General features: G+C 46.4%; 14 protein-coding genes. 1 reads left to right on the forward strand and 13 read right to left on the reverse strand.

All coding sequences use genetic code 11. From position 1 onward, the window contains the following. Positions 1-18: 18 nt before the first annotated feature. From B143_RS0103990 to B143_RS0104020, 7 genes are all read right to left on the reverse strand, one after another. Positions 19-1,749: a PTS fructose transporter subunit IIC gene (locus B143_RS0103990; protein ID WP_018122305.1), complete on the reverse strand. Its 1,731-nt coding sequence runs from the start codon at positions 1,747-1,749 to the stop codon at positions 19-21. Further along, positions 1,746-2,684 (reverse strand): 1-phosphofructokinase, encoded by a 939-nt coding sequence (pfkB, locus tag B143_RS0103995; protein WP_018122306.1) that lies wholly within the window; start codon positions 2,682-2,684, stop codon positions 1,746-1,748. The genes B143_RS0103990 and pfkB overlap by 4 nt, the downstream gene beginning before the upstream one ends. Continuing rightward, a complete protein-coding gene (ptsP, locus tag B143_RS0104000; RefSeq protein ID WP_018122307.1) occupies positions 2,681-5,200 on the reverse strand; it encodes a phosphoenolpyruvate--protein phosphotransferase in 2,520 nt (839 codons plus the stop codon). The genes pfkB and ptsP overlap by 4 nt, the downstream gene beginning before the upstream one ends. Positions 5,201-5,531: 331 nt before the next feature. After that, a complete protein-coding gene (locus B143_RS0104005) occupies positions 5,532-7,793 on the reverse strand; it encodes a Tex family protein (protein WP_018122308.1) in 2,262 nt (753 codons plus the stop codon). 63 nt (positions 7,794-7,856) lie between these two features. Beyond that, a complete protein-coding gene (locus B143_RS0104010) occupies positions 7,857-9,071 on the reverse strand; it encodes a DUF819 family protein (RefSeq protein WP_018122309.1) in 1,215 nt (404 codons plus the stop codon). 9 nt (positions 9,072-9,080) lie between these two features. Continuing rightward, on the reverse strand, positions 9,081-9,773 hold the full coding sequence (locus tag B143_RS0104015; protein ID WP_026165697.1) for a M15 family metallopeptidase: 693 nt from the start codon (positions 9,771-9,773) through the stop codon (positions 9,081-9,083). A gap of 115 nt (positions 9,774-9,888) precedes the next feature. Further along, entirely contained in the window at positions 9,889-10,329 is a 441-nt protein-coding gene (locus B143_RS0104020; RefSeq protein WP_018122311.1) for a PACE efflux transporter, read from the reverse strand. 128 nt (positions 10,330-10,457) lie between these two features. Here B143_RS0104020 and B143_RS0104025 point away from each other — a divergent pair, with 128 nt between their 5' ends. Next, complete coding sequence (locus tag B143_RS0104025) at positions 10,458-11,873, forward strand: aminotransferase-like domain-containing protein (protein WP_018122312.1); 1,416 nt, start codon at positions 10,458-10,460, stop codon at positions 11,871-11,873. A gap of 139 nt (positions 11,874-12,012) precedes the next feature. On the opposite strand, the gene B143_RS0104030 is transcribed toward B143_RS0104025, so the two are convergent. The 6 genes from B143_RS0104030 to B143_RS0104055 are packed head-to-tail and all read right to left on the reverse strand — an operon-like array spanning position 12,013 to position 16,988. Then, the gene (locus B143_RS0104030; protein ID WP_026165698.1) at positions 12,013-12,648 is read right to left on the reverse strand and encodes a GDSL-type esterase/lipase family protein; all 636 of its coding nucleotides are present in this window, start codon (positions 12,646-12,648) and stop codon (positions 12,013-12,015) included. Between the two features lie 32 nt (positions 12,649-12,680). Continuing rightward, the gene (locus tag B143_RS0104035) at positions 12,681-13,457 is read right to left on the reverse strand and encodes a molybdenum-dependent transcriptional regulator (protein WP_018122314.1); all 777 of its coding nucleotides are present in this window, start codon (positions 13,455-13,457) and stop codon (positions 12,681-12,683) included. Beyond that, positions 13,450-13,947: a YcxB family protein gene (locus tag B143_RS0104040; protein WP_018122315.1), complete on the reverse strand. Its 498-nt coding sequence runs from the start codon at positions 13,945-13,947 to the stop codon at positions 13,450-13,452. The genes B143_RS0104035 and B143_RS0104040 overlap by 8 nt, the downstream gene beginning before the upstream one ends. A gap of 8 nt (positions 13,948-13,955) precedes the next feature. Beyond that, positions 13,956-15,140, reverse strand: a complete 1,185-nt coding sequence (locus tag B143_RS0104045) for a class I SAM-dependent methyltransferase (RefSeq protein ID WP_018122316.1) — start codon at positions 15,138-15,140, stop codon at positions 13,956-13,958. Continuing rightward, complete coding sequence (locus B143_RS0104050) at positions 15,137-15,412, reverse strand: hypothetical protein (protein ID WP_008314299.1); 276 nt, start codon at positions 15,410-15,412, stop codon at positions 15,137-15,139. The genes B143_RS0104045 and B143_RS0104050 overlap by 4 nt, the downstream gene beginning before the upstream one ends. Then, entirely contained in the window at positions 15,402-16,988 is a 1,587-nt protein-coding gene (locus B143_RS0104055; protein WP_008314297.1) for a DEAD/DEAH box helicase, read from the reverse strand. The genes B143_RS0104050 and B143_RS0104055 overlap by 11 nt, the downstream gene beginning before the upstream one ends. Positions 16,989-17,048 lie beyond the last annotated feature (60 nt).

The raw sequence follows: 17,048 nt of genomic DNA on the forward strand, positions 1-17,048 counted from the left end.
ATTATACCGAAGAATTGTTTATGCAGTCGCTTTGGCCACCACTGTTTTTTTCACAATGCCAAGTAATAACGCACTGACCACCGTACCCACCACAATGGCAAGGGCATAGCCTAATAAGTTAGAGACTGCACCCGGAATGGCCAACACAAAGATACCGCCATGCGGCGCTTTGAGCTGACAACCTAATGCCATAGAGATCGCACCTGCCACTGCAGAACCTGCCACAAAGCATGGAATCACGCGAAATGGATCACGCGCTGCAAAAGGAATCGCCCCTTCGCTGATAAAAGCTAATCCTAACACCCCAGTGGCCACACCTGCTTCATATTCATCATGGGTGAATTTATTTTTAAATAAACGTGTCGCCACTGCTGCAGACAATGGAGGCACCATACCAGCCGCCATAACAGCAGCAATCGGTTCATACACACCTGAAGCAATGAGTGCCACCGCCGTTGCATATGCGGCTTTGTTGATGGGTCCACCTAAGTCTGCTGCCATCATGCCACCGATGATGGCACCGATCACAAAGGAACTTGCCCCATGCATACTGCGAAGCCAGGATTCTAAGCCGTGTAACACTGCCGCCACAGGCTCACCAATCACATACACCATCACCAAGCCCACAATGAGAGTGCCCAATAATGGTAAAATTAAGATAGGTTTTAAACCTTCTAGATTGCGATGCAACTTGATGTGTTTATTGAGCCATAAGACCAAATAACCGGCCATGAAACCTGCAATGATGCCGCCTAAAAAGCCTGAACCAATTTGTGCAGCAAGAAAACCACCGATCATACCAGGCGCTAAACCTGGGCGATCAGCAATGGAAAAGGCAATGTAACCGGCCAACGCGGGCACCATCAAGGAGAACCCAACCCCACCAATGGTCGATAGTGTATGAGCAAAAGACCCCGCATTTTCTGGGCTGCCGGCATTGATGCCGCCAAATGCAAAGGCTAACGCGATCAATAAACCGCCTGCCACCACAAACGGCAACATGAAGGAGACGCCCGACATCAAATGTTTATACACACCGCCGGCCGATTGCCCTTCTGTTTTAGAGGCCGCTTGACTGTCAGCAGCTGCACTGCCTTGCTGTATTTTTGCCTCTGCAATGGCTTTTTGAATGTAGCCTTCACCATTGCTGATGGCCATTTTTGTGCCAGATGCATACACGCGTTTACCATTAAAACGGGAACGATCCACCTCGCGATCCGCCGCGATGATGACCAAATCCGCAGCCTTAATCTCTTCAGGCGTTAACACATCTTGCGCACCGACTGAGCCTTGCGTCTCCACTCGCACATGATAACCGAGTGCTTCACCTGCGGTTTGTAATCCTTCTGCCGCCATAAAAGTATGGGCGATCCCTGTCGGGCAAGAGGTGACTGCAACAATGTTATGAATGCCATCTTTAGAAACGGTATCTGGCGAGAGCGCCATCGCAGTCTCTTTTGCCACAGCTTGCAACACAGATTTTGGATCACTCAATAGATCACTCATGGTGACCATTTTTTGATCCGTTTGTGGATATTGCTCAGCAGTGTCTTGTCCCACATCCGCTAAAATCAAGGCATCTTGTGCACTTGGTAAAGCTTTAAAATTCACCATTTTTTGATCATTCGAGATGATGGCCACATCGACATTGTGCCCAAGCTCTTTTGCGGCTTGATGCAATGCTTCTTTGGCTAAAATGGCTTTCACATCTGATTGGTCTGAATTGAGGATGACCCAAATGTTTTTCATGATGATACCTCCAAAGTTTGGATTGTCACTTGTACTGCAAATGCTTCAACAACTTCATGTTCCGGTAAGTTTGGCCCAATGGAGCCTAACTTAGACACCGCAAAGGCGGTGGCTAAGCGAGCAATGCGCTCAAGGCTTGCATGCTCACGCATCGCGCTGGCAATGCCGGCAACCATCGCATCACCCGCCCCAACGGTGGTCATCACTTTAGGCGCCATGAGATTCGCTTTAATGACGCCTGTCTCATCAATAAAGAGCGCGCCATCACTGCCCATTGAAATCACCACTAAATGAATGCCACTGGCCAATAATTTTTTGGCCTCTGCAATTACCTCATCTTCTGTGGTTAATGTACGTCCTGCGTATTCAGAGAGCTCCACAAAATTGGGTTTCACGCAATACGGCTTCACAGGGGCGGCTAAAGCTGCTTTGAGCGCCGCGCCGCTCGCGTCCACAATCACTTTGGTATCATGTGCTGCTAAAGCATCTAAAATCTCTGCATAAATGGTGCCTTGGCACAAAGGTGGAATGGAACCTGACAAAATGGCAATCTCATAATCTTGTGCCACAGCGCTCATCATCTCTGTTAAAGCAGATTCACTCGCAGCGATGCCGGGTAAGTTAATGTCTGTGGTGCAATCGTGATCCACAATTTTAATGTTGGTGCGATTGAGTCCGGGCACACGAATGAACTGATCATCCATGCCTTTATACTCAAACATCGCCTCAAAAATGCCAATGTTTTCATCGCCTAAAAGGCCTGTGACCACAATCGGTTCTTCAAACCAGTCGGCCAAACAAGAAGCCACCATAATGCCCTTGCCGCCTGCCGTATAATGCACCGATTGTGCTCGATGCACCTCACCCACTTGTAATTGCTCTAACTGAATGGTTTGATCAATCGCGGGATTTAATGTCACGGTGATGATGCTCATGCCATTTCTCCTGTTAATGCACGCACTTCAGCGGCGTTTTCAAAGGTCACAGCTTTTGCGGCCATCGCTTGCATGTCTGCCAATGAATGCTGACGAATGCGTGCTTTGACCGATGCAATGTCCCGCGGCGTCATCGATAACTCATCCACACCTAAACCCATGAGCAACAATGCACCTAACGGATCACCGGCTAAGCCGCCACATACGCCGACATGGCGTTGATGCTTTTTCGCGCCTTGCACGGTTTTTTCAATTAAACGCAACACCGCAGGATGTAAACTGTCTGCTTCTGGCGCAAGATCCGGATTTTGACGATCCATCGCCAATGTGTATTGCGTTAAGTCATTCGTGCCAATGGAGAAAAAGTCCACATGCTCTGCTAGCACATCCGCCATTAATGCGGCTGCGGGCACTTCCACCATGATGCCGATGGGAATATTTGGGCCATCAACTGCGATGCGCATCTCTTCACAATGGGCTTTAAGAGCAGTGATTTCTGCAACCGATGTGATCATCGGAAACATGATCGATACATCTTTGCCCTCTTTCGCCGCACGATAAATGGCTTTAAGCTGTGGCAACAATAGATCTAAACGGCGCAGCAATAAACGCGCACCGCGCACGCCTAAAAATGGATTCTCCTCATGCGGTAATTTAAGATGCGCCACTTGTTTATCCCCGCCAATGTCTAACGCACGAATGATGAGCGGCGCGTCGTCTAAGGCTGCGATCATCGCTTGATAAGTCTCATATTGCTCATCTTCTGAAGGTGTATCGCCGCGCTCTAAAAAGAGAAACTCTGTCCGCATGAGCCCAACACCTTCTGCACCTTGAGCCAGCGCAAATTTCACTTGATCCGGTCGATTGACGTTCGCTGCCACCATCATGGTGTGACCATCTGTCGTGGTGGCAGGTTTACGGCGATCGGCCTCCTCTTTTTCACGTTTTTCGCGCTGCGTGATGATCCATGCTTTAGCCGCATCAATGTTTGTCGCGGTTGGGCGAACATAAATGGCCGCGCCATCCCCATCCACAATGATCTCATCATGGGTTTCAATGATGTGTAACCCTTGCCCCACAGCCACAACCGCCGGAATGCCCAATGTTCTTGCTAAAATGGCTGTGTGCGAGGTTGGCCCACCAAACTCTGTCACCAAGCCTTTGACTTTATTAACATCAAGCAAGGCAGTATCAGAAGGCGATAAATCACTGGCCACCAAAATCCATTCACCTTCTGGTAAATCTGCCAATGTGGTGCGTTTTAACGCAGGATCAATGTAACCAAGCACACGCTGACCCACATCGCGTAAATCCGCTGCACGTTCTGCCAATAAAGGATTGCCCGATTGCGTCAATTGCTCCGCACGATCTTCAATGGCTTGATGCCAAGACCAAGCCACGCCATGCCCTGCCACCATCAATTGACACGCAGCGCTTACCAATGAGGTGTCCTCTAATAATGCCGCTTGGGCTTTGAATATTTCAGCATCCCCTGCCCCTAAACGGCGTGTGGTACTGTCAATCAATGCCACCATGCGTTGGCGCGCTTGATTCAAGGCTTGATCTAATAAAGCACCGCCTTCAATGAGGCTCACAGGTGAATCTTTAATGTCCGGTTCATGGGCAGAGAGATAATACGCTTTGCCCAGCATAAAGCCCGGGCTTGCCGTCACGCCATACAATGCATCCCCGTGATTTTCAGCCGGCTGCCAACCGCCAGTATTTTGTGCCTTCATTTGCGCTTGAGCACGCTCGGCATCTTCTTTTTCTTTCGCAGTTAATGCCATAATGCTCTGTTTAAATTGTGCCAATAAGGCTTCAGCATTGTCGCCCTCTGCAGAAATCACCACTTGATCACCCGCGCGCAAACCTAATTGTAATAATGCCACCATATTGTCCGCAGCTGCCACTTCATTGTCATGGCGCACTTGAATGTGTGTGCCCAATTTTTTGGCACTGTCTGCCCAACTTGATGCAGGGCGCGCATGTAAACCTGAAGGATAATCCACAGTCCATTCAATGGCATGTGCGTAATCTTTCACCGTTTCAGATGATTGTGGCGCGGCGGCTTCGCCTGTTAAAGCTTCAATAATTTTTGCTGCTTGATCCGTTGTGGATAATTCTGCCAATAATGATTCATTTTGTAATAATCGCGTGAGTTGACGCAAAATGGTGATGTGTGTGTCTGATTTTGCTGCAATCGCCACTATGAGCGTCGCTTTTTGTCCATCATTCCATTCAACGCCATCTGGCACTTGCAGCACTGCAATCGCATCATGCTCAATGAGTCCTTTGTCCTCCACTAAACCATGAGGAATGGCAACGCCTGAGCCTAAATAGGTATTTGACACCGCTTCGCGCTGCATCATGCTGTGAATAAAATCGTTTTTAACCATCCCTGCCTGCACCAATAATGCACCTACGGCTTCAATCGCCGCTTTTTTATCTGCAGGATGTGCATTTAACTGAATCAATTGTTCATTCAATGCCACATGTGATGCTGTTGAATTGACCATATAAACTCCTAGTTGATTGCATATCTTGAATATCAAACCATCAGTGATCCGTCATATTTCCCATCAATCTTAACATTACTATACATTCAGCTCATACTATTTTTATGTTTGATCCATCAATACCATGATCGTGATCACTAATGCATTAAAAAATCACTGCCCATGCCCGATAATCTCCATCATAACGCAATTATCCACACTTATGTAAGTCAGAACTTAATATAAAATATTTATTAAATATAATGATTAATCATTATGTTATTAAAAATATCGATCTTAGCAGCCTCAGGCCCAAAAAAAGCCCCATATGGGGCTCTTTGATGCATCGATGTTATTTTTTCAAACCTTGAAGCGCTGCGGCAAAGGGATTATTGCTTGGGGCTTCTTTCACCGCCTTTTTATTAAAGTTGCCTTTATTCGGCTGCCCTTTGATCGATGGGTTTTTCATTTGATTGACATCATCCGTCAAACGCATGGTGAGCTGAATGCGGTTGCGTGGCACATCCACCTCAATCACTTTGACTTTGACAATGTCCCCAACTTTAACCACTTCATGTGGATCTTTCACAAAACGATCGGCTAAGGCACTGATGTGCACCAAACCATCTTGATGCACGCCAATGTCCACAAAGGCACCAAAGTTCGCCACATTCGTGATCACACCTTCTAACAACATGCCCTCTTTTAAATCCTTTAAGGTTTCAATGCCCTCTTTAAAGGTCGCAGTTTTAAACTCAGGTCGTGGATCGCGCCCCGGCTTTTCAAGTTCTTTGATGATGTCCATCACGGTGGGCACACCAAATTTTTCACAGGTATAATCGGCCGCTTTCAAGCCCTTTAAAAAGCTCACATTGCCGATCACTTGATCAATGGTCATCGCATGCTTAGCCAAAATACGTTCCACCACAGGATAAGCCTCAGGATGCACCGCGGAGCGATCTAACGGATTGTCCCCAAAGATGCGCAAGAATCCCGCTGCTTGTTCAAAGGTTTTGTCCCCTAAGCGTGGCACTTTTTTAAGGGCTTTACGATTTTCAAAGGCGCCATTTTCATCACGATAATTCACTATGTTCTGCGCAATTGTGCCATTTAACCCTGAAATATAGGTTAACAACGCCGTCGATGCTGTATTCACATCCACACCCACCGCGTTCACACAATCTTCCACCACAGCCGTTAAGCTTTTGTTGAGTTGCGTTTGATTCACATCGTGTTGATATTGACCGACCCCGATGGATTTTGGATCAATTTTCACCAATTCTGCCAATGGATCTTGCAAACGACGAGCAATGGAGACTGCACCACGCAGCGCCACATCCATGTCCGGAAACTCTTTTGCCGCCAATTCAGAGGCTGAATAGACGGATGCACCCGCTTCACTCACCACAATCTTTTTAAGATTCGGGACGCGTTCACACAACTCAGCGGCCAACTTATCACTTTCACGGGAGGCCGTGCCATTGCCAATGGAGACCAATGTCAATTGATGCTTATGACACAACGCCTCTAACACCGATAATGATTGCGCCCATTGATTTTGCGGCGCATGGGGATAAATCACTGTGGTGTCCAATACTTTGCCTGTGGCATCCACACACGCGATTTTACAACCCGTACGCTGCCCGGGATCAATGCCCAAAATGGCTTGATTCCCTGCAGGCGCCATCAACAATAAATCTTTTAGGTTTTTAGCGAACACTTTAATGGCTTCATCATCCGCTTCATCGCGCATTTTGCCTAAATGCTCAAGGGCTAAAGATAAAAAGAGTTTAGAACGCCAACACAAACGCACCGTATCACTCATCCATTTATGCATGCCCGTTAAGCCAAAATAATCGGCAATCAAGCTTTGTGGCACATCAATGGCTGGCTCAGGCAAAATGAGTTCTACATTCAACAATTCCTCTTTTTTACCGCGCAGCAATGCCAAGGCGCGATGCGATGGAATGGTTTTAATCGGCTCGCGGAACTCAAAGTAATCAGAATATTTAATCGCCGCTTGTTTTTTCGCCTCATCCACCGACGCCACAATCACCCCTTCATCCCACACAAATTGGCGCAATTTGCCCACAAGATCGGCTTGCTCTGCCATGTGTTCAATCAAAATAAAGCGTGCGCCATCTAACACGGATTTTTCATCCGCAAAGCCTGCTTCAGGGTTTAAGTATTGATCCACAAGCGTTGAGGGATCAAGCGTTGGGGATGCTAATAATGTCATCGCCATTGGCTCAATGCCTGCTTCACGCGCGATCTGTGCTTTGGTGCGACGCTTGGGTTTATACGGTAAATAGAGATCTTCAAGCTCTGTTTTTGTGAGCGTATTTTGAATCTTTTGCTCTAAGACTGGCGTCAATTTCTCTTGGCTGCGAATGGATTCTAAAATCGTGGCTTTACGTTCATTGAGCTCACGAAGATAACCTAAACGAACATCTAACGTGCGCAGCTGTGTATCATCTAAGCCGCCCGTCACCTCTTTACGATAGCGGGCAATGAATGGCACCGTCGCCCCTTCATCGAGTAATGCCACAGCGGCACTCACCTGTGCGGCTTTCGCGTTGATTTCGCTGGCAATGATCTCCACAATTGACTGCATGCGTGCTCCTCTTTTGATTGATTGAATGGGCAGATTCTAACAGAATTGCCCATCCTTAGCAGATTACAACTTAGACAAAAAGATATAGAGCAACGTGCCAATGTAATTGCCTGTAATGTATCCCACGGTGCCCACCACTAAAATCGGGCCAATGAGGCTTTTCCATCCTTGGCTGATGGCAAGCGCTGCAGCAGTTGTAGGCCCGCCAACATTCGCATTACAAGCAAGCACAATCTCTTCTAAAGAGAATTTGAAGAGTTTACCTGTAAGCAGCGTCCACACTAAGTTGATCAACATCACCACAATCACAAAAATGAACAACAATGGCGCATTTTGAATGATCAATGTGATGGATGCAGGCATTGCAATCACCACAAAGAAGAGATAAATGGCGTATGTGCCAAGCTCTTGTGCACCTTGTAATTTTGCAAACTGGCGCTTGAATAATGTCAGTGCCAATAAAGTCAATGTGGTCAATAATAAATATTTGTCTGTGATGAGTCCTAACGCGATTTCCTCTGCGATGTTTGCAGGCGCACCAAAAAAGCCTTTTAACAATGCGGATGCTTTAAAAGACACGCTCACCAATAATGCAGAGGCCGCAATGGAAATGGCAACGTCTTTTAAGCCAATGTTTTTAGGCTGCCAATAAGCTTCAGAAACGGTTTGGGCTTGCCCTGTTTTAGCTTCAGCTTCAAAGGCATTGATGAAAGGCGTTGGAAAGCGGCGGCGAAATAAGCCCATGCTCGCCATCACGATCAACAAAATGAAATACACAGACATCACTAAATTATCCGCAACCGTTGTGGCTGCCACAATGTCCTTTGTAGGCTCATATTTTGCCACCATCGCCGCGAAATTCACGCCGCCGCCTGTATAGGTTGCCCCAATCATTGCGCTCACTTTATCAAGCTCAGGGATGTAATTTTTTAAGACAAAAAATGCCACAATCACACCGAACACTGTGCCAATGGAGCTCAATAAAAAGATCGCCAATAAGCGCCCACTCTCTTTAAAAATGGCGTGAATGTTCACATGAAACAGCAACAGCGGAATGGCAAGCGGCACCACATATGCCCAAACGGCATCATAAACTGCGGTATCCTGCGGCACTAAATTTAAATTCGTGGCGGCAAGCCCGATGATTAACGCAATCACCGCGCCCGATAAACGCGCGGCCCATTGATATTTTTGCTCAAGTACGATCGATACGGTGGCGGCCGTCAATAAAAATGCCCACAATCCAATCGTGTTGTCTGCTGAAATCCAAGTCTCCATATTTGCTCCTTACACTCCTTCAATCGCAGAATACACTGCTTGTGTTTGACCGCTGTAATGCGCCCACAATTGATTGCCAAAATCAAAGTGCCACCATTCTGTCGGTAAATTGGTAAAGCCTGCATTTGTCATGGCATTGAATAAAATGCGGCGGCGAATTCTAATTTCACCCTCTCGATCCTCAAACGCTGCGGTCCATGAATCGATTTCAGGACCATCAAAAGGCGTGCCCATGTCAAGCATATTGCCTGCACGATCACAGAGGGTAACATCCACAGAGCCGCCCGTTAAATGTGGGCTTGGTGCTTTCGGATCACGGCTGGGCACCGCCACAAACTCATTGAGGTGCCGTAAAAAATCATCGTCTGATAAATCAGGGGATTGCGTTTTCAGCACCGCAGCAATCGAGGATCGCAGCGCCATTTGCACAGCATAAGGGCGATAACCATCAAGCACCATCAGCGCATAATCGCCTGGCAGATAAGCGGCGGCTAAATGCAACTTTTTCGCTACATTTTCACGCAAATAAATCTCATTAAGCGCGCCATCAATGCCTGAATCATGATAAAAAGCACGGCAAAACAGCCGATCATGCGGATCAATTTTGACCAATGGTTCATTGTTATCTTGAATATCCACTTGAAAAATCTGCGCCCAATCTGGCGTTGGCAGCTTGGGAATGGCGTGCATTGTGTGACTCATATTCATCCTTATTTGATCAAAATCAATCTTAAGAAAAATACATTATGCGAATCACTACAATTTGACAACATAGCACAGTAAAAAAGTTTTCTCAAAAAATGAGAGCGATTTTTCTTCAGTGAGATTCAGCCGCTTGCATGAAATATTGACGCACTTTGTCGTAAATCCAATTATAGATGTACGTATAAAACAAGAAGAAGATCAAAAAGCCAATTTCAATCATAAAGGCATCGATGAGTGTCACTTTGAGGAAAAATGCGATCATAGGCACAGTAAACAGCACCAAAGTGCCCTCAAAACCAATGGCGTGCAGCATGCGGATTTTTACCGGGCGATCGCCATTGACAAATGGGAACACACGATCAAACAACCAGTTAAACACAATGTTTAACAACAGCGCCGTCACTGAAATGAGCACAGACAAAATCCCCATCGAACCCACCGGTTTATTTAAAATAAAAATGCCGATCAGCATCGTAAACACGATGGCAAAAAACTCAAACGTGATGGCATGAAAAATGCGCTCCTTCAGTGAGCGACTTGCAGAAATGGCCATAATGGACTCGTAAAAATTATTAGAATCTCTGATTCTAGGGTAATCTATCCTTTTCCTCAAATGGACTGTGCATTGATGATACATTCACCATGCTATGTTACTTTCCCTGCAATTTTTGAGATTCTGCCATGAAGCGTTATGAAAAACTGGCCCATGAATTGATGGAGCTCATTCGCACCGGCACTTTGCAAAGTAAAGAGCGATTGCCCTCTGTGCGTGCAGCAAGTCAGCGCTTTCAACTCAGTCAATCTACGGTGATTCAAGCCTATTATTTATTGGAAGCCCAAGGGCTCATTTATGCCAAAGATCGTTCGGGATATTACGTCACGCCGTCGTTTAATCACACCTTAAAAACGCCACTGCCCGCCCATTTGCCCACAAAAACCACAGAAGTGCATGTCAGCGACTTCATTTTCTCCATTTTACAAAATCTCAAACACCCGCACATGGTGCAATTAGGCTCAGCATTTCCGGATCCGGCACTTTTTCCCCTTCGAGCATTGTCACTGAGCATGGCATCTGCATTGAAAACATTGGAAGACAATCCCCATGCTTTAATTGCCAACATGACCCGTGGGCACCCTGATCTAATCCGCCAAATTGAGCTGCGTTATCGTTTAAATGGCACCGCGTTGATGGATGATGAGCTCATCATCACCAATGGCGCAATGGAAGCATTGAGCCTATCACTACAAGCCGTCACACAGCCTGGGGACATTGTCGCCATTGAATCCCCCGCTTTTTACGCCATTTTACAAATACTAGAGCGCCTGCAACTCACAGCCATTGAAATCCCTGTACACCCAACCGATGGCATGGACATCGCAGCCTTGATTGAGGCAACCAAGCAATTTGACATCAAAGCCGTGGTTCTGATGACTCATTGCCAGAATCCATTGGGGGCGAATCTACCGATCCATGCGCAACGTGCCTTAATGGCGCTGAGTGAACAGCATCAATTGCCCATCATCGTCGATGATGTATATCTTGAATTATACTTTGGGCAAGCGCCGCCTCATTGCCTCAAAGCCCTTGATCAATCAGGCTTGGTGCTTCATTGCAGTTCATTTTCTAAGTGTTTAGCACCCGGTTATCGCATTGGTTGGGTGGCAGCAGGTCGCTTTCATGGCGCAATTGAGCGCTTAAAACTCATGACCTCCCTTTCCCCTGCGATGCCGTCACAATTGGCGCTCGCCCATTATTTACAGCATCAGCATTATGATCGCCATTTACAACGCTTACGTTATACTTTGGCATTATCTGCACAAAAAATGCGTGCTGCGATTGCTGAGCATTTCCCGCAACAAACAGCGGTCAGCGAGCCGCAAGGTGGCTATTTTTTATGGGTAGAATTGCCACATCATATCGATGCATTAATGCTTTATCATACCGCCTTAGCCCACAACATTACATTCGCGCCGGGCTCGATTTTTTCAGCCTCCCATCAATTTAAGCATTGCATGCGTTTAAATTATGGCATGCGCTGGCAGCCCGATGTAGAAGATGCGATTGCACGCTTGGGTAAGCTGATTAAAAATCAATAGATTATCTCGATCTGTATCGCTTTTAATGCAAAAACTGCATCTAACAGATACACACAGATGGCTTATACTGCACTCATCCCAATCACACGTTGATCACTCTCTAACTCCCACCGAGACAATTCACGTGATTGGGAGTCCTTTAATGCACCAATCCCATACCGTGGAGCTGTAGATAAATGGCTTCACCTAACACGCGGTAACCTTCACCATTTGGGTGCACCAAATCTTTTTTATAACGCGGCGTGCGCAACAGCATGCTGAACACATTCGGCACCACGTTGATCTCCTCTTCGCGGGCAAGATCAGCATAAATGGGTGAATCCTCAATATTTGTGATCACCGTCATGGAAGAAGACAATGCAGGAATGGCGATCAACACCGGAATGGCATTGTGGCGCTTGACACGGCGAATGATGCGGCGCAAATTCTCTTTAACGGCGCTATCCTCAACATTATTGAGAAAATCATTGCCGCCTAATTCAATCAACACCAATTTCGGCTGATGTTGCACCATCGCAGCGTCAATGCGGTTATTTGCCGTTTCTGCCGTCTCCCCACCGATGCCTGCATTGATCACTTGCCAGCCGGATAATTCAGACAAAACATAAGGGTAGGACTCTTGCGCCCCAACGCCGTAGCCTAACGTGATGCTATCGCCAAAGGCCAATACTTTAGCATCCTGCCCTAAAGGCTCATAACGAATCACGTTGTTGTCACAAGCCTGTACGATCAAAACCATCATACTGATCATGAATAGTCGTATCCATCGTTGCATATACGGCCACCTTATGTGTTGTTACTGTTACATTAAATTTTAACCAAAATGATGTTTTTAGGATCAATCACCACACCAACGCGATCCCCTTCGGTCAAATCTTTCACCGACTCTGCCATCATCGTAGACACGAGGGTTTGATTGCCCACTGTCAATGTGATCTCGCAGCCATCGGCTTCCACTTTATTGTCCACCACAACGCCGCTCAATGCATCGGGCACACTGCCCTCTAACACCAATTCTACATTGGGCGCTTTGATGAGCAAAATGAATTCGCCGCCCACTTTGACATCCAACAACTTTGTGCTTTCATCGGTGATGAAAGCTTTGAGTAATTGCGGGGATTCATCCGCGCCAATGTTAAATTCGATCTCATCATGCACGCCAAATGTGTGCACTTTGACCACTTTGCCCACCAATTGATTACGCGCGCTCGTTTGAAAGCGCAATTGCTGCAATAAACCGATGTCTGCTTGTAAATCTTTAGAATATTCACTCATGCTTTTTAAAAAGGCAGAATGCGCCTCTTGAATGAGGTCAAAATGTTGCACCAACTGTAAACCGCGCGCCGTCAATTGCGTACCACCGCCCCCTTTGCCGCCCGTCACACGAATCACCAAAGGCTCTGGCGATAAATTATTCATGGTATTGACCGCATCCCACGCCGCTTTATAGCTCATCGGCACTTGTTTTGCCGCATGTGTGATGGAACCGGTGCGATGAATCTCCTTTAAGAGGCGAATCTGCTGAGGATTGCCAAAATGCACGCCTTGCGTGGTTAAACGTAAATCACCTTCAAAGTTAAACATTATACTCTCCATAATTTGCCAATTTACGCGATAATAATCCGCGTAAGTTCCCCAATGATGCTTCATCTAACGTGCGCTTTGGCACAATGGCATAGTGATCCGATGAATCATAAAACAGCATCAACAACTGCTCCGTTTCTAAATACGCTGCATAATCATCCCACGGAATCACTTCATCCACTTGACCACATTTGTAGACAATGTGATTGTCTGAGAAAACCAAAGTTTCTGCAATCCCGGCATTGGCAATGTGATTAAAATTACGGCGCACAATCCAGCGCTTGACATAACCTTGATGAATCAAAAACGCCACAATGGCAATGACACCGCCTAAAAAATATTGCCCAATGACGGCAAATGCTACGGCAATGATGATCAATGCCATTTGCACATAAAGATCCACCGAACCCTTTTTCAAAGCGGCACGAAAGCCTTCATCGGCTGCGTAGTACTCCTCTAATGTCGCAATGTAGGTGACTTCGATTTCCATACTTCTCCTTACAGTTGATGACTGAGATCATGCAATGCAAAGCCTTGTGGCTCTAATTCGATCCCTTTACCTAAGGCTAAAAACTTAAAACGCTCGCCCATCTCTTCAGGCATCACCAGCATCTGAACCGCTTGGGCAGTTTGATACCATTGCAGATCATCTAAATGATTCTTTTGCTCAATGAGCATCGCTTCTAATTGATTGCCATAAAGAAAATACGCTTGCGTGGTGTAACCTAAAAACTCAAAACCTGCGGCCAATCCCGCTTCCGCTAAGTGCGTAAAATCCACATTGGCCGTCAAATCCTGCACGCCTTGAAATATAGACCAATCATTGTGCACACGATGCTTCACATGGGCAATGAGCGTGCCTTCAACGCGCTCTGGCGCGTAATATTGACGGCGACCATAACCATAATCCGCCAAAAGCACCGCGCCTTTCGTTAAATGGCAGGTTAAATCCGCAAACCAATCATAAAGCATTGGGCAAAACTCACTGAGATACCCTTCTGGTAACTCAATGCCTTCGGCTGTAAGCTTCGCCATCCATGCATCGAGCACATCATCCGTGCGCTCTGACACCGTGATGAATTGCTGATTCAGCTCATCATACCCAACATCTGCATAGTACGCTTTGCCGCCTTTGATCACAAAGCGCTCCACAGGCAATGCATCGACGATCTCATTGCCAATCAGGCAACCTTCCCAAGGCACTTGTGGCGGTTCAGATAGCCATTCAATACGATCCATCAAGTCAGGATGCATCGCTTCAATGGTGGCTTTTTGACGCGCGCGCAATGTGTCAGAAATCTCAATGATGCCATAACGCTCAGGCAGTGCATTTAAGGCTTTTAAACGCGTTAAAATATCCCGCGCCATCACGCCTGTACCTGCCCCAACTTCCACAATCATAGGCGCTGTACACAATGCCAGAATTTCAGCGATTTGATTGGCAAATGCATAAGAAAAAAATGGGGAAACAATCGGTGCGGTCACAAAATCGCCGCTTTGTCCAAATTTTTCCAAATGCCCGGTGTAATAGCCAAGTTCAGGATGATACAAACATTCAGCAAAATATTCACTGAATGGCATCGAACCTTTTGCTTTGATTTTATTTGCCAACAAAATCGCTAAACGCGCACTGTGTGCGCGCTCATCGTGGGAGAGTTCCGGCAGATCTAACTCAACCTTCATTGCACCGAAACCTCACCATAACCACCGCTGTGACGTTTGACGCGCACTTTTTGACCTGGGAAGAGATCCGCAGGCTCTTTGAGCATCACCACAATGTAGCCTTGCCCTTCGATCAACACGCTCACTTCTTGTTGCTGATCATCACGCACCATCACAGAGGAGATTTCACCTGTGCCGTTGTATGGCGTTTTTTGATCATCCGGAATCGGGGCATTCGCACAGGCGGCGAGACATAGACCCACCAATGCGGCGGTCAATAACTTAAGCTTCATGGTTCTCCTCATTTCTTGGGGCTTTATTGTTACGTTGATAAGATTTGCTACGACCGCGTGTGTGCATGTTGCGTGGGCGGCGACGGCGATCAAATTTACGATCCGCTTTCTCTTCGGCAGATTCTGCGATCTCTTCTAATGCTTCATCTACAACTGGCGCATCTTCAATGATGAAGGTTGGCGTGGCTGTGTTTAAATCATCTTGTGTCATCGAAACCGTCACCGTGGCTTCTTTGACTTCCACTTCAGATGCTGCAACCTCAACAGGTGCATCCACCACTTCTGTTTTCTCTTCAACAGTTTTGGCTGCTTTTTCCGTTCTTTCAGTGCGCTCTGTTTTTGGTTTTTGTTCTCTGCGCGGTTTATTGTTGCTGTTTGAACGGTTTTGATTGCGGCTTGGGCGCTTAGGCACCACCAATAAATCATCTTCCAATGGAATCACCGGAATTTTCATTTCAATGTATTCTTCAATGTCTGGTAAAGAGTACACATATTCTTCACAGGCAAAGCTGATCGCGGTGCCTTCTTCACCGGCGCGCGCGGTACGGCCAATGCGGTGAACATAATCTTCCACATCTTGTGGTAAATCATAGTTGATCACATGCGTCACATCCGAAATGTGTAAGCCACGCGCAGCCACATCTGTGGCCACCATGATGGACACTTTGCCCTCTTTAAAGGATTCTAATAAGCGCTCACGTTTATTTTGTGGGATGTCACCGGACAACACAGCCGCTTGATAATCATTGGCCACTAAATAATTAGAGATCTCTTCTGCCACGCGTTTTGTGTTCACAAAGATGATGGTGCGTTTTGGTTGCTCTTTACGCAAAATGCCAAACAATAAGGACAATTTATCCGATGAACCAATGTGCACTAAATATTGTTTGATTTTATCAGCCGTGATGTGCTCTGCTTCAATTTGCACTTTCTCTGGCATGTTCATGTGCTCATACGCCAACTCTAAAATGCGCTGAGAGAAAGTTGCCGAAAAGAACATATTTTGACGCTGACCCACAGGCGGCATTTTTCTAAAAAGGTAACGAATGTCTGCAATGAAGCCTAAGTCAAACATGCGATCGGCTTCATCAAGCACCACCACTTCAATCTCTTTTAAATTGAGTTCGCCTTGCTTGTAAAAGTCTAAAATGCGACCCACCGTACCGATCACCACATCAACATCTGTGGCAAGATCATGGCGCTGCTTTTCATAGCCTGTGCCACCATAAATGCAGCTGAAACGTAAACCAGTGTAACGCCCTAACATCTGAGCATCTTCATAAATTTGTAAGGCCAACTCACGCGTTGGCGCCATGATGATGGCAAAGGGACCACGTTTATTTTTCGCCACCGGTACCGTCATCAATCTATTTAAGGTTGCCAACAAAAAGGCGGCACTTTTGCCCGTCCCTGTTTGTGCTTGTCCTACCACATCTTGACCGTTTAATAACAATGGTAAGGACAACGCTTGGATCGGTGTACATTGCACGTAATTGTTGTCTTCTAATGCTTCTTGCAAAGATTCATCGAGCGGTAAATCCTTAAATACCATGTTACTTAATTCTGGTTTTGCCATAGTGTGTATTAACCTTTGAGATAATGTGTATAAACAATTTTTACTAAAAGCGTTTAAACT

Source organism: Wohlfahrtiimonas chitiniclastica DSM 18708 (assembly GCF_000375345.1).
Classification (GTDB): Bacteria; Pseudomonadota; Gammaproteobacteria; order Cardiobacteriales; family Wohlfahrtiimonadaceae; genus Wohlfahrtiimonas; species Wohlfahrtiimonas chitiniclastica.

What these genes read in the sequence shown, in the direction of transcription:
- B143_RS0104050 (WP_008314299.1), bottom strand. Translation starts at nt 15,412, where the DNA reads ATGAAGCTTAAGTTATTGACCGCCGCATTGGTGGGTCTATGTCTCGCC.
- B143_RS0104020 (WP_018122311.1), bottom strand. Translation starts at nt 10,329, where the DNA reads ATGGCCATTTCTGCAAGTCGCTCACTGAAGGAGCGCATTTTTCATGCC.
- B143_RS0104025 (WP_018122312.1), top strand. Translation starts at nt 10,458, where the DNA reads ATGAAGCGTTATGAAAAACTGGCCCATGAATTGATGGAGCTCATTCGC.
- ptsP (WP_018122307.1), bottom strand. Translation starts at nt 5,200, where the DNA reads ATGGTCAATTCAACAGCATCACATGTGGCATTGAATGAACAATTGATT.
- B143_RS0104055 (WP_008314297.1), bottom strand. Translation starts at nt 16,988, where the DNA reads ATGGCAAAACCAGAATTAAGTAACATGGTATTTAAGGATTTACCGCTC.
- B143_RS0104040 (WP_018122315.1), bottom strand. Translation starts at nt 13,947, where the DNA reads ATGGAAATCGAAGTCACCTACATTGCGACATTAGAGGAGTACTACGCA.
- B143_RS0104035 (WP_018122314.1), bottom strand. Translation starts at nt 13,457, where the DNA reads ATGTTTAACTTTGAAGGTGATTTACGTTTAACCACGCAAGGCGTGCAT.
- B143_RS0104015 (WP_026165697.1), bottom strand. Translation starts at nt 9,773, where the DNA reads ATGAGTCACACAATGCACGCCATTCCCAAGCTGCCAACGCCAGATTGG.
- B143_RS0104010 (WP_018122309.1), bottom strand. Translation starts at nt 9,071, where the DNA reads ATGGAGACTTGGATTTCAGCAGACAACACGATTGGATTGTGGGCATTT.
- B143_RS0104030 (WP_026165698.1), bottom strand. Translation starts at nt 12,648, where the DNA reads ATGCAACGATGGATACGACTATTCATGATCAGTATGATGGTTTTGATC.
- B143_RS0104005 (WP_018122308.1), bottom strand. Translation starts at nt 7,793, where the DNA reads ATGCAGTCAATTGTGGAGATCATTGCCAGCGAAATCAACGCGAAAGCC.
- B143_RS0104045 (WP_018122316.1), bottom strand. Translation starts at nt 15,140, where the DNA reads ATGAAGGTTGAGTTAGATCTGCCGGAACTCTCCCACGATGAGCGCGCA.
- pfkB (WP_018122306.1), bottom strand. Translation starts at nt 2,684, where the DNA reads ATGAGCATCATCACCGTGACATTAAATCCCGCGATTGATCAAACCATT.
- B143_RS0103990 (WP_018122305.1), bottom strand. Translation starts at nt 1,749, where the DNA reads ATGAAAAACATTTGGGTCATCCTCAATTCAGACCAATCAGATGTGAAA.